Raw genomic sequence first — 12,743 nt, 5'->3', positions numbered from 1 at the left:
GTTATTTTCCAATCTGCAATCCAGCCTCGTACATAGTCTTGGCACGGTCCACCACAGCAGCGTTGGCCTGGTAGCCACGTTGGGCCATGATGAGCTGGCCCATTTGGGAAGCCAGATCAATATCTGGGTAACGGACGTACCCTTCGGCGTCGGCGAGTGGATGATCCGGTTCGTAGACCATCCGGCCCTCGGCTTTCCCCAGAGCGGTACCAGCCACATATACGCCGGTGTTTCCTTCGCCCGCTTCGGCCAGAACATAGTGTGCTCGGAACGCTTCGCCGCTGGTGGCGGTGGCCGTATTGGCGTTCGCCAGGTTATCCGAGACCGCATCCAACCACTTGCGGTGCAGGGTCAGGGCTGTAGAGGCGATGCCTATTGCGTCGGCCATTACTGGGACTTCAATGCTGTGCGCATGGCGGTAAATTCGCTACCAACAGCTTGTGCGGCAAATTGGTATCGGAGCACTGTCTCAACATTGGAGAGCGTCTCGGTGTCAAGGTTGACGTTATTGCCATCCAAGCGCGTGGGCTCCAACGAGCGGGCAGTACTCGCCGAAGCGTGACCGTCTCCGGCCTTAACCGATGCCGCCAGAGCGTCTTCGAACATGACGCGTTTGGCCGTATACCCGGGAGTATTGACGTTGGCTATGTTGTTGGCGATCGCTTTTTGGCGTTCGGAAAGGGAGCTCAAGGCGCTCGTAAGCGCCACGGTGACCACAGAATCCAGCACTGCGTTCTTCCTTGACGAGATCGGGCCGGTCCATGGCCTGGTGCGAGCAGTCCGTGCTCTGTATCTATCTATCGGCCGCCGCCTGTGGTGCGTAAGGAGCACCTGGGAAGATTTTCTTCCACGTTGCGCTAGCTACCCGATCACGTCCACATACAGTGGACGCACCTGTGCGCGTGGCGGCGGAACAAGGTCTCCCATTTCGGCTTCAACGACGGCCTGGGACGCGGCCAGCAGTGCAGCCGCTCGCTTCTGGAGCTCCAGCACCGTTTGGGCACGTCCCATCAGATCGTCCGGGATCTCTCCCAAGTCCGACGGCGGCGCCCAGGCCAGGATTTCGCCCGCTGTTGCTGGCACATGGCCGCCCTGAGTGGACACGTCCGATCCGCAGCTGGCAATGGCTTGGTCCGCCTGAAGCTGGAGGAGATCTAATGCTGCCACCCAGCGGCGGTTACTCACTTCATCCATGTGGATACTCCTTAGTGTTCCCTCAACAGATACCGTGGCACTGGGCCAAATGTTCATCCAAGATCTCCACGTGGTGAAACTCCGGAGTGGATGGCTGGTGCGGCGGCGGCATCATGCCAGCTCTGGCGCAATGGTTCCAAGAGACCGATGCATTCACGTGTCAGCTCAACGTTGCGGTAGATGTTGGCATTCATCAATGCCGTGCCAGCGTAGCTGTAAATACCCAGCAGGCCGGCCGCCCCGTCCCACGCATCCAGGTCCAGGGAACCGGACAGTTCACCAATAATTTCCTGCGCGTGCATCAGGTTTTCCCGAGCCACGTCCCACTGCTCGGCGGTTTGAGCCGCTTCGGCCCGACCCATATCTAGCATGAGCCGGTCAAAGAGCATCACAAGCAGCCGGGCCGGTGATGCCGAGAGGACTGCCTCACGCGCGAACGCGTTCAAGGCGCGGGTTGAAGCTCTCATGTGCCAGCGTCCATCAGTTCTTGGAGTTGTTCGAGTTAGACATGGAGCTGATTTGCGAGCTCAACCAATCTTGTTGGGACTTCATCCGCCCCAATTGCACTTCCAGATTCGCATAGGTGGTTACTAAAGCGCCACGTCTTTGTGTCAATCGGTCATCCCATTTGAGGATCTGGTCGTTCAAATCGTCGATCACCGTTTGCTTGCCCTTGACAGTTTGGGACAGAGTGCCTTCACGGGGGTCAGCTACGGCCTTGGCAGCGTCAGCCACTCGCTGGGAAATAGTGGCCAATGTGCCCTCAACCGCCGCGGGATCCTTCGCGTACGCTGCAGCAAAGACGTCGGCATCGAAAACGAAGTCTCCATTTTTGGTTGTATTGATCCCTATCGTTGCGGGGGAGAAACCGTTGATGGGCGCGGCGACTGCGTTGAAGAGTTTGTCCTTGGCAGCAGAAGTGGTGCTGTTGCTTGTAAACAAGCCCGAGGTCACCCCGCTTCCGCCAGCGCCCGTAGAACCGGACACTGCGGACTGAGTAAAAATGGATCCCAGAATAATGTTGACGTTGGACATCAACTCTTTCGCCGCGTCCGTGACCATTCCACCGTCGCGGGTGACGTCCACCGAGACGGCAGTCGCGGAAAGCTGGTGGACGGTAATGTCCAGGCCTGGCGCAATGCCTGCAAAGGTATTGGAGGCCGAAGAAATGCTCAGTTCCGCGGGCGTGCCGGCCCATAGCGTCACAGCCGCGTCCTTTCCGGTCCGTAGGACCGCGGCACCTGGGGCTGCCGTCAAGGATGTTGCCGTTCCGGCGGTCACTTCGGCGGCACTTCCGTCATAGACGTTGAAGGCGTTCGCGGCACCGGTATCGGTCGCCGTGAGCTGCAAACGGTACTGCATTGATCCATCGGGCGCTGTTCCCGAGGCTACTTTCACAGCGGAAATTCCCGCATTGGATTTGTTGATTGCATAGGCAACATCGTCCAGCGACCCCGTGGCGGCAGAAATTTCCGTTTTGCTTCCGTCCGCCTTGACGAACGTCAAAACTGCGGGGCTGGTAGGCCAGGCCTGCAGGGGCGCTGTCACCACGGAATGGGCTTGGGCCAAAGCCGTGACAGCCAGGTCCATGGTGATTGGTTTAGCTCCGGTGGCCAGAGTTGCGGTGATGGCGGGGGATGACGACGCCACTTGGTACTTGGCCAGTCCATCAGGCTTGGCCAGTCCTGAAGCCTGTGTTTGTAAATTGGCAAACTTGGAGTTTAGGGCTTGGAGAGCAGTGAGAAGATAACTGTCCTTGGCAACTTTGCTCTTGAGTTGCGTTTGGGGGATGGCCTCCGCACCCATCAAGGCATTGATGATGTCGGTGGACTTCAACCCTGAGGTCAAGCCATCAATTCCAATACCCATGCGTGTGGTCCCCTTCGAGGTGCTGCTGTTGCTTTTGCTCTGCGTCACATGATGACCGTTGCGCCGACGGCGGCCGTGAACATTGCGTTCACGACCGCCGGGGCGCGTTGCGCCAGAAAGTGAAGCTACTGGCTAACTATTTCGGTTTAGCCTAGGAGCTTCAGGACACCCTGGTTGCTCTGGTTGGCCTGAGCCAGCATCGCGGTACCTGCCTGGGAGAGGATGTTGGCGCGTGTGAACTTGACCATTTCCTCTGCCATGTCCGTGTCCGTGATACGCGAGGCAGCAGCGGACAGATTTTCCTTGGATACCGACAAGGAGCGGCTGGCCGACTCCAGGCGGTTCTGGTTTGCACCGAGTTCCGAGCGACCCGTTGAAACATTGGCAATGGCCTTGTCAATGTTCGTGATGGTGGTCTGCGCTGCGGTCTTGTCGGTGACAGCAAACCCTGCAGCTGCTCCTACCACTGTGCCACTGGTGAGCGTCACAACGTCAGTTAGGGCAGTCGCCAAGTTCACGGTGCCAACAGAGATTGAGGATGCCGCCGAGCCATCGGCACCGACCTGGAAGCTCAACGTAGCCGGACCAGCAGGAACGGGGGGGACGGCAGTGGCGTTGCCACCAGCCTGGAACAGGTTGATGCCATTGAAGTTGGTCGACTCGGAGATGCGGGAGAGTTCCCCACCCAGCTGGTCGGCTTCGTTCTTGATGGCCAAACGGGAGTCAACATTGTTGGAATCGTTGGCGCCCTGGACGGCCAGGTCACGCATACGCTGAAGGATCGTGTGGACTTCGGTCAGCGCGCCTTCAGCGGTCTGGACAACGGAGATGCCGTCCTGCGCGTTACGGGCAGCAACGGTGGAGCCGTTGACCTGAGCCTTGAGGCCTTCAGAGATGGAGAGACCGGCAGCGTCATCGGCTGCACGGTTGATGCGCAGTCCGCTGGAGAGCTTCTCCAAGGACTTGGCCAGGTCATTCTGTGTGTTGCTGAGGTTGCGGTACGCGTTATTTGCCGCGATGTTGGTATTTACTTGCATGCCCATGATGTGTGTCCTCCGTGAAATGTGGGTACTGACTCGCCGCCCATCCATGGGCAGCTGCAAACCACTGTCGGCATCTCACAGGAAGCGGTTAGGAGTGTTCCGCCAACAATTCTTCAGATACTCCAAGGCTCATTGCACACGAGGCAAGAAGGGCCGTCATCAGCTAATCGCCGGTTCCCACGCTTGACCCTGAAGCCGGGTCACAGCGCCCAGCGCCCGCGTGGCACCCCCCAGAGTCCGCGCACCCAGCTCAGAGAGATAAGCATCGCGGCGAGAAGGTGCAACTCTGGCATGCGGGACAGAGTTCGCATCAGCCGTCGCCAAGTAGTGTCGCTCAATACCGTCACGCAAGAGACGCATCGCTTCGGAGCGTTGCTGGGAGACGGCCGAATGGCTAGAACCGAGTTCCTCAGCCAGCTCTTTCACGCTGCGATCCCCGTAGTAAACCTGCTCCACGATGTAACGCATCTTTTCCGGCAGTGCGGCTACGGCGGCGGCCAGAAAAGCCGCATGTTCGCTCTCCACCACAGTGTCTTCTGGGTTGGGCGCCGCGGCGGCCACCATGTCAGCGATCACGTCGGTCAAGGGGGTTACAGTACGGGAGGCGTCGACCCTGGCGGCTTCAACCGTGGCGCGGTCCACACCCAAGGCGGCTGCCAGTTCCACCGTAGACGGAACCCGGCCAAGCTTGGCTGAAAGTGTTTCCGCCATGACGGAGTGCTCGCTCATACGCGTCCTGGCCCCGCGCGTGGCCCAGTCCTCGCGCCGCAGCTCGTCGGCAAACGCCCCTTTAATCCGGCGGCGCGCGTAGGCCCCAAAAGGCACACCGAGACTCTCGTCAAAAGATTCGGCACAGTGAATGAGCGCTACAGCACCCACTTGTGTTAGATCAGGCCGTGAAAGGTGGCTGGCCCGCATGCAGATTTCGGAGACCAGATACCCCACTAAAGGCAAATTTTGCACGACTAAATTGTCGCGTTCCTCATTATCCAACGGCAAATCCCCCTTGACACTCAAAAACGAGCGCTGATATGCAAGCGCTGATAAACGACACCCCCCCAGGCGTGCCACCAGTTTTCGATCCCAAGCGGCACTGTCACTTTAGAATAAAATCGTCCCTAAATGGAGATAAAGCGTCAGCAACTAGGTATCGTTTTGGTTACAGTTGGCAAAAGTTCAGGACATTCACAGCAAGGTCACGTAGGTATGGTCCTTACGAAACATATATGTGGCGCCGATAGTTAGAGGCACACGCTGTTCAGCCCGTTGAAAGGACCTAGATACGTGGGGCCTGAAGAATTGACCACATTACTGTGGCGGGAGCGAGAACTACTTGATCTGCTGGTGTTCAAGCTCGAAGAAGAACACCTGATCCTGCAGTCCGGAAAAACGCGGTGGCTTGATCATGCGACCCGGGAAGTTGAGCACGTGATGGGGCGCCTTCGGGCGGCATCATTGGAGCGCACAGCCGTAGCCTCCGCCGTCGCCCTTTCTTGGGATTTGACTGAAAACGCCAGTTTGCAAGATTTGGCAGCCGCCGCCGCTGGCGGACCATGGGAGGAAATTCTCTCATCGCATTTTGCGGCCCTCATCACTCAAGTTGATCACATACGCAGCCTTCGTGACACTAACTTGACGTTCCTGCGCGCCGGGCTCCGCTCCGCACAGGAAACTGTTGCCGGACTCGTACCGGAAACGGGCACCTACAACCATTTGGGACACACCAACCAGGATCCAAGATCACGCTTTCTGGACCAGAGTGTCTGACATGCTAAGGAATCTGTGAGTACTTTTAGCGGCCTGACCACCGCCTTGACCGGTCTCAACGCGGCCCGGACTGGCCTGAACGTGGTTGGATCTAACCTGACCAACGTCAATACGCCCGGTTACACTCGTCAGCGTGCCGAACTTTCCTCCATCGGCGCGCCGGGCAACACGTCGCTCTATGAAGTGGGCGCCAAACCCGGGCAAGGCGTCAACGTTTCGGGGATTTCCCGGCTCGGGGATGCTTTCTTAGACGTCCGCGTCCGCACAGCATTTTCCAGTGCTGGCTACACCAATGCCCGTGCCAACGCGCTCACGGACATTGAAGCCCGGCTCCAAGAGCCGGGAAAGAATGCTCTCTCGGGACAACTGCAGGGATTTTGGGCCGCGTGGTCGGACATGTCCAACCACGCGGACAACCCCGGTACCGCCGCGGCACTGCTGCACAGTGCTACGGCCCTAGCGGACACCATTTCCAACGGTTACAAAGGGCTTGAAACCCAATGGTCACAGACCCGCTCCCGCGCCGACACACTCGTTCAGGACATCAACTCCACGGCGAAGCAAATTGCCGGTCTCAACGAACAGATTCGTTCGGCAACCGCCTCGGGGCATTCCAGCAACGAACTCGTTGACCAGCGCGATACACTCACGGCCAGAATTTCCCAGCTAACGGGCGGTACCGTGCGGGATCTGCCCAACGGGGCCAACGAGATCCTGGTAGGGGGAAACGTCCTGGTCTCCGGCAACGAGGTGAACAAGCTCGCCGTCGGAGGCCCCAAGACCATGGCAGCCGCGGGTCCGGTTATTTTGGAATGGGAACGTCGGCCCGGCGCGGCAGTGAACCTCGACGGCGGACAGCTCGCAGGTACTCTCTCGGTGTTGGCGGCAGCGAACCCGGAGAAAACAGGCGGGATCATTGCCGAGACCGCAGCCAGGTACGATCGCCTTGCCGAAACCTTGGCTAGCCAAGTGAATGCCATCCACAAGACAGCGCACACTGCTAACGGGACCACAAACTTAGACTTCTTTAGTGTCAGCCCCGGTCAAGGTGCGGCCCTTAGCCTCTCCGTAGTTCCCACCAATGCTGCGGGAATTGCCGCCTCGGCAAGTCCGGCCGGCGGATTGGACGGCTCCATGGCGGAGAAGATCTCCCAAATCGGGACAACCGCGGGGTCCCCGGACGCACAGTGGGCCCAGGCTGTGGTGGACACCGGGATCGCCGTGCGCTCAGGTCTGTCTCAAGACGTGACTGCTGGGACGGCCCTGAGCAACGCAGTGGCCCTCCAGCAGTCCAACGCCTCCGTGGACATCGACGAAGAAAACGTCAGTCTTCTCGCTTTCCAGCATGCCTACCAAGCGGCAAGCCGGGTCATGACAGCAATGGATGAGGCACTGGACGTGCTCATTAACCAGACAGGAAGGGTGGGGCGCTGAGAATGATTGGACGCGTTACCTTACAAACAATGTCGGCTTCCGCTCAGCGGAATCTGCAGTCGAGCTCCACCAAACTAGCGCAGCTCCAACAATCTGCGGTGGACCTGAAAAAGAACCCCAACGTATCCTCGGATCCTGTGGCGGCCGCAGATTCACTGGCAATCCGGGCTCAGCAAGCTGCCGCGGCCCAGTACGGACGCAACATCGACGATGGCGTTAACTGGTTGGCAACAGCGGACACTGCCCTGGCAGGGGCCACTACGTTGTTACAGAAAGCGAAAGATCTAACGCTTCAGGGCTCCAACGGCTCGGTCCCACCGGAAGCTCGGAAAGCCATCGCGGCTCAAATTGATTCCATCCGGGCAGATCTGCTCAGCAAGGCAAACACGCAGTATTTGGGCCGCAGTATTTTCGCCGGCAACTCCAGCCAGGGCGTCGCGTACTCGCAGGACCCGTTGACTTACACCGGCGAAGACGGCAGCACCGTTCAACGCCGGACCAGCCCCACCTCAACTACCAGGGTTGATGGCGACGGCGCCGCCATCTTTGGCACTAACGAGGGAGACTCGGTGTTTGGTTTGCTGAGCAAGATCTCCAATGCTCTCCGTTCAGGCGGGGATGTGAATGCTTTGCTCGGAGACGTGGACACAGCCGTGAATAAAGTCATCAGCGGCCGTGCCGAAGTTGGTACCCGGCACGCACAACTACTTCTGGCGCAGACCAGCAACACCAACAATGTCACTGACTTGGAAAACCAGCGCTCCAGTATCGAAGACCTGGATATAGCCAAGGCCATCCTTGACGTCAAGACCCAGGAACTGGCGTATCAAGCAGCTCTCGGCATTACGGCGAAAGTGATCCAGCCTACTCTGATGGACTTCCTCCGGTGAACGCCGTGAGTGAGAACGCATTGATCATGCCGGGGAACCTGCGCTTCGCTACACCTCCGCCAGGGTTGGAACCAGCGGTGGACTTCACCTTGGCGCCCATCCCTAACGCCGTGGGGTTGTTTAGTTTAACTTCGGCTGACGGCTCGATCCGCCTGTTTGTGCTGGATGCGGCAACCCACCTTCCGGACTACTCCCCGCACCAAGCCGACGCGGATCTGAACCAGATTGGCACAACCGACGCCACTGTGTTGGTTGTAGTGACGCCATCGGCCCACAGCACGGTGAACCTGGCCGCACCCATTCTGCTCAACGCGTCAACCGGTTCCGCTCTCCAAGTCATCCTCGAGAGCTCCGCATGGCCGCTGCGCGCGCCCCTCGCCCCAGCTTCCACGGCAGCCTAGTCAGGTATCAGGCCTAACCGGGTATCAGGTCAGGATCAGCACGTCCAAGGTCCGTGGACCGTGGACCCCTTCAACGCGCTCAAGCTCAATGTCACTCGTCGCGCTGGGGCCGCTGATCCAAGTCTGCGGTGCTGTGGCATTCAAGCGGGCAATCGCCTCAGGGAGCACCTCAACGATGTCTTTGGCCGCCAGCAGGCAGATGTGCCGGTCCGGGACCAGGGAGATGATGCGCCGCCCTTGAGAGGAACTGCCGTCGAGGATGATCGTCCCTGTTTCTGACACTGCGACTGCTGCGGTGGTGACTACCGCGTCCACGGAATCCAGTGCACTGACACTCAAACGGTGCTCCGGCGAGTCAACCTCAATTCGCAAGGACCCGGCGTCGTCCCTCAAACCTGAGAGCCAGTGCTCCTCCAACCCATGCGGGACAACGATCGATTCTGCATCTGCCAACAATTGCGCGAGTTTAGCGGGGGCTTGCGTGGTCGGGACCACGTATACGTTGGCTTTGTAGTCCAATAGGCGGCCTACGAGCTGCTCGCATCGCTGGGCCGCGGTCTTATTGGTGGCGAGGCGATAGTTGCGAGGAATGTCCGGGGTGGGTGGGGCGTCACGCAGGGCAGATTTGATACGGGACATCACGTCGTCGCGGGCGCTCATAGCTGGTCCTCTTCTTTTGCCGGGTTACGCCTTGGCTCTGGACTCTGGTGTTCCTTGACCCACCACTGGCGAAACGACTGGCTCGGTGGGGCCGGGATGTCACGGCTTTGTGTCCATCCTGCCGCAATCCCGGGAAGCTTTTTGATGACTTTCGCCCGGCCGGCCGCGAGCTTGCCTATCGGAAGCCCTTTTTCTAGCAGATTTATGTGGCTTCCGTCGGAGAACGCCCATTCGCTGGCTTTCATCATCAAATCCATTTGCGTCGGGACCTTGACCTTGGCACGTTGGGAATCAACGTCCTCCCCGCGCAGATGAACCAGAATTTCGGGGATATTGATCTTGACCGGGCAGGCGTCAAAGCAAGCCCCACACAAGGATGACGCATAGGGTAAGGAGTTGTTTTCTTCACTCTTGATCCCCGTCATCAGCGGGGAGAGAATGGCGCCTATGGGGCCCGGATAGGTTGATCCATAGGCATGCCCACCGGTTCGCTCGTATACAGGGCACACGTTCATGCACGCTGAGCACCGAATGCAGTTCAGTGCTGTGCGTCCCATTTGGTCGGCGAGCGCGGCGGTGCGGCCGTTATCGAGAAGGACCAGGTGCACGTTCTGGGGTCCGTCTCCGGGGGTGACACCTGTCCACAGGGAGGTGTAGGGATTCATGCGTTCACCGGTGGACGAACGTGGCAACAATTGCATGAAGACTTCAAGGTCACGCCAGGACGGAAGCAGCTTCTCTATGCCCATAACCGTGATGAGAGTATCCGGGAGGGTCAGGCACATGCGGCCGTTGCCTTCTGATTCCACCACGGTGAGCGTGCCCGTATCCGCCAAGCCAAAGTTGGCGCCCGAGATGGCTACCTTGGCGGAGAGGAACTTTTTGCGCAGATGCCGGCGCGCGGCTTCAGCCAAGCGGGCGGGCTCATTGCTCAGTCCAGGGTCGACTTCTTCCATCTCACGCAAGAAGATGTCGCGGATCTGGTTGCGGTTTTTGTGGATGGCCGGAACCAGAATGTGACTGGGTTTGTCATGGTCCAGCTGCACGATCAGCTCGGCTAGATCGGTTTCAAACGCGGCAATGCCCTGCTCTTGCAAGTATTCGTTAAGGCCAATTTCCGCAGTGGCCATGGACTTGACCTTGACTACTTCGGTTTCACCCGTTTCCTTGATCAAAGCAGTCACGATTTCGTTGGCTTCCTGGGCGTCGCGAGCCCAGTGGATAATGCCGCCCCGTGCCGTAAAGTTCGTCTCAAACGCTTCCAAGAGCGCGGGAAGATTCGCCATCGTTGCATTCTTGATGGCGCTGCCGGCGTCGCGCATCTCTTCCCAGTCGGGGAGCTCGGCTACCGCATTTTCGCGTTTGTCACGGATCGTATGAGTCGCATGGGCTAAGTTGGCACGCAATTGAGTGTTTTTGAGCTCGCGCTTTGCGGCTTGGGGGAAAGACTCGGTGGCATTGAGGTTGCCCGTGCCGAATACCGGCAGGCTCGGCATACCCAGATATGTGCTGCTCATCGACTGACCCCCTGCCCCTGGACGTGGCCGTCAATATCAATCGGACTTTCCAGGGTGCTGGCCAGAATTTCGGCGAAGTGCAGCGTACGTACCGGGCTACCTTGCCGCGAGAGTCCACCGCCAATGTGCATGAGGCAGCTCGCGTCACCACCGGTGCACAGTTGCGCTCCAGTACTGGCGATGTTGGCGATCTTGTCCTCCATCATGGCCGTCGATACATCAGCATTTTTCATGGAGAAAGTACCGCCAAAACCGCAGCACTGATCGGCCTGCTCCAGCTCCACCATCTCAATGCCGCCTACAGACTTGAGAAGATTGCTCTGCCGGTCCTCAAGCTTTAGCAACCGCATTCCGTGACAGCTGGGGTGGTAGGTGACCTGGTGGGGGAAGTACGATCCCAACTGCTCCGCAGCGTTCTCCACTCCCAGGACGTCGGTGAGTAGTTGTGAAAGTTCATACGTTTTGGCTCCGACGACGGCGGCCCGTGCTTCCAGCGCCGCGTCACCACAGCGCCGTGCGACCTGGACATGCTGATGTTTTACGCTAGCGACACACGATCCCGACGGCGCTACTGCGACATCGTAGTCATCGGCGTCGAATGCGCGGACATGGTTGGCGACCACAGCATGCGCTTCCTTGAAGTACCCGGAATTGACGTGCATCTGCCCGCAACAAGCTTGTCCAGAGGGAAACACGACCTCGTGTCCAAGCCGTTCCAAGATGGCCACCGTGGCGCGTGCCGTACGCGGATACATGGCATCGACGATGCATGTGGCGAAGAGCGCAATTTTCATAGACCCTACTGTAGGTCAATTTTGCGAAAATGTGGACTGACCACACCTTGTTGTGACTTGGGCGCCGTCGCTTTCCACCGGCGTCGAACTCGAGTTGAGTTCGGCGCATAGTCCACCCAGCGCCAAACCCAGCTCGAGTTTTACGCCACAGAGAAGTGGCGCACTTAGGACGCCTGTTCCCGCCATGCCGCAAGCTCGCCCAGGAGTTGGGCCTTGCGCTCCACCGTTGCAAAGGAAGACGTGATGGAGTTAGCGGCAAGTCGTTCGAGCGTGTCCGTATCGAAGGCAAACTCCGTCGCTACCACCTCAAAGTTTTGCTCCGCATACCCACCAAAGTAAGCCGGATCATCGGAATTCAGGCATACATTGAGCCCGCTGGCCAGCATTTGCGGTAAGGGGTGTGCTGCCAGCGAATCAACGGCCCGCAGGCGCACATTGGACAGAGGGCACACGGTCAGCGGTACCTGTTCGCGCGCAAGCCGTTTGACCAATAGCGAGTCCTCTACCGAGCGGATGCCATGGTCAATGCGCTCAGCACCGAGCAGGTCTAGCGTGTCCCACACATAGCTGGGGGGGCCTTCTTCGCCCGCATGCGCCACGAGCCGCAGCCCCGCGGCCCGTGCATTTTCAAAAAGTTTCACAAACTTCGACGGCGGGTTGCCGACCTCCGCAGAGTCCAGGCCGATGCCGATGATAGGCGCTTTCATCTCCAGCAGGTCCGCTAGGACGGACAGCGCCGAATCCTGGGATTCATCGCGCAAGAATGCCGCAATCAGAACGGTGCTGATACCAAAATCGGATTCGCTGGAGGCAAGTGCACCGGCAATGCCGTTGACCGACGTCGCCAGTGAGACACCCCGCGCAAGGTGTGCCTGCGGGTCAAACATGATCTCCGCGTGCCGGACACCGGCCTCCCGGGCGCGAGTGAGATAGGCGCGGGTCATGTCTGCGAAGTCGTCCTCGGTGACCAGCACTGCCATGTTCTCGTAATAGAGATTAAGAAACGACTGCAGATCGGTGAACTCATACTGAGCTCGCAATTGCGCCAAGGTGGCGTAGGGGAGAGTGATGTGATTCCTTGTGGCCAGCTCCAGAATCAGTTCCGGCTCCAGCGTCCCTTCAATATGCAGGTGTAGCTCGGCCTTGGGCAGGGTGGATAGGCTTCTCATGCCCG

At 58.9% G+C, this 12,743-nt stretch carries 15 protein-coding genes; 4 read left to right on the top strand and 11 right to left on the bottom strand.

The window, feature by feature from the left end:
* Position 1: 1 nt before the first annotated feature.
* The 7 genes from LOH53_RS03170 to LOH53_RS03140 all read right to left on the bottom strand — a co-directional run bounded on the left by LOH53_RS03170 (position 2) and on the right by LOH53_RS03140 (position 5,099).
* Complete coding sequence (locus LOH53_RS03170; protein ID WP_230066284.1) at positions 2-388, bottom strand: flagellar basal body rod protein FlgC; 387 nt, start codon at positions 386-388, stop codon at positions 2-4.
* Complete coding sequence (gene flgB / locus LOH53_RS03165; protein WP_230066283.1) at positions 388-729, bottom strand: flagellar basal body rod protein FlgB; 342 nt, start codon at positions 727-729, stop codon at positions 388-390. Before flgB ends, LOH53_RS03170 begins: the two co-directional genes overlap by 1 nt.
* 132 nt (positions 730-861) lie before the next feature.
* Positions 862-1,194, bottom strand: a complete 333-nt coding sequence (locus LOH53_RS03160; RefSeq protein WP_230066282.1) for a hypothetical protein — start codon at positions 1,192-1,194, stop codon at positions 862-864.
* 53 nt (positions 1,195-1,247) lie between these two features.
* A complete protein-coding gene (fliS, locus tag LOH53_RS03155) occupies positions 1,248-1,661 on the bottom strand; it encodes a flagellar export chaperone FliS (RefSeq protein WP_230066281.1) in 414 nt (137 codons plus the stop codon).
* A 13-nt stretch (positions 1,662-1,674) separates the two neighbouring features.
* On the bottom strand, positions 1,675-3,063 hold the full coding sequence (gene fliD / locus LOH53_RS03150) for a flagellar filament capping protein FliD (RefSeq protein WP_230066280.1): 1,389 nt from the start codon (positions 3,061-3,063) through the stop codon (positions 1,675-1,677).
* Positions 3,064-3,209: 146 nt separating this feature from the next.
* Positions 3,210-4,106 carry a flagellin N-terminal helical domain-containing protein gene (locus LOH53_RS03145; RefSeq protein ID WP_230066279.1) on the bottom strand — a complete coding sequence of 299 codons (897 nt, stop codon included), beginning with the start codon at positions 4,104-4,106 and terminating at the stop codon, positions 3,210-3,212.
* A 159-nt stretch (positions 4,107-4,265) separates the two neighbouring features.
* Positions 4,266-5,099, bottom strand: a complete 834-nt coding sequence (locus LOH53_RS03140) for a sigma-70 family RNA polymerase sigma factor (protein WP_268250926.1) — start codon at positions 5,097-5,099, stop codon at positions 4,266-4,268.
* Between the two features lie 291 nt (positions 5,100-5,390).
* On the opposite strand from LOH53_RS03140, the gene LOH53_RS03135 reads away from it, so the two are divergent.
* From LOH53_RS03135 to fliW, 4 genes are read left to right on the top strand one after another with little or no spacing between them, the layout of a single operon-like run.
* The gene (locus tag LOH53_RS03135) at positions 5,391-5,873 is read left to right on the top strand and encodes a flagellar protein FlgN (protein ID WP_230066277.1); all 483 of its coding nucleotides are present in this window, start codon (positions 5,391-5,393) and stop codon (positions 5,871-5,873) included.
* Between the two features lie 15 nt (positions 5,874-5,888).
* Entirely contained in the window at positions 5,889-7,307 is a 1,419-nt protein-coding gene (gene flgK, locus LOH53_RS03130) for a flagellar hook-associated protein FlgK (RefSeq protein ID WP_230066276.1), read from the top strand.
* A gap of 29 nt (positions 7,308-7,336) precedes the next feature.
* A complete protein-coding gene (locus tag LOH53_RS03125) occupies positions 7,337-8,197 on the top strand; it encodes a flagellin N-terminal helical domain-containing protein (RefSeq protein ID WP_230066275.1) in 861 nt (286 codons plus the stop codon).
* A gap of 5 nt (positions 8,198-8,202) precedes the next feature.
* Positions 8,203-8,598 carry a flagellar assembly protein FliW gene (fliW, locus tag LOH53_RS03120; RefSeq protein WP_230066274.1) on the top strand — a complete coding sequence of 132 codons (396 nt, stop codon included), beginning with the start codon at positions 8,203-8,205 and terminating at the stop codon, positions 8,596-8,598.
* A 24-nt stretch (positions 8,599-8,622) separates the two neighbouring features.
* On the opposite strand, the gene LOH53_RS03115 is transcribed toward fliW, so the two are convergent.
* The 4 genes from LOH53_RS03115 to LOH53_RS03100 form a co-directional block, all read right to left on the bottom strand.
* Positions 8,623-9,258, bottom strand: a complete 636-nt coding sequence (locus LOH53_RS03115) for a LutC/YkgG family protein (RefSeq protein WP_230066273.1) — start codon at positions 9,256-9,258, stop codon at positions 8,623-8,625.
* Positions 9,255-10,775 (bottom strand): LutB/LldF family L-lactate oxidation iron-sulfur protein, encoded by a 1,521-nt coding sequence (locus LOH53_RS03110; RefSeq protein ID WP_230066272.1) that lies wholly within the window; start codon positions 10,773-10,775, stop codon positions 9,255-9,257. Before LOH53_RS03110 ends, LOH53_RS03115 begins: the two co-directional genes overlap by 4 nt.
* Positions 10,772-11,569, bottom strand: a complete 798-nt coding sequence (locus tag LOH53_RS03105; protein ID WP_230066271.1) for a (Fe-S)-binding protein — start codon at positions 11,567-11,569, stop codon at positions 10,772-10,774. The genes LOH53_RS03110 and LOH53_RS03105 overlap by 4 nt, the downstream gene beginning before the upstream one ends.
* Before the next feature lie 164 nt (positions 11,570-11,733).
* Entirely contained in the window at positions 11,734-12,738 is a 1,005-nt protein-coding gene (locus LOH53_RS03100; protein WP_230066270.1) for an adenosine deaminase, read from the bottom strand.
* Positions 12,739-12,743 lie beyond the last annotated feature (5 nt).

The sequence above is a fragment of the Arthrobacter cryoconiti genome, from assembly GCF_020905375.1.
In the GTDB taxonomy this organism is placed as follows: Bacteria; Actinomycetota; Actinomycetes; order Actinomycetales; family Micrococcaceae; genus Specibacter; species Specibacter cryoconiti.
Note: the sequence above shows the minus strand (reverse complement) of the source record. Positions and strands in the feature narration are given on the sequence as shown.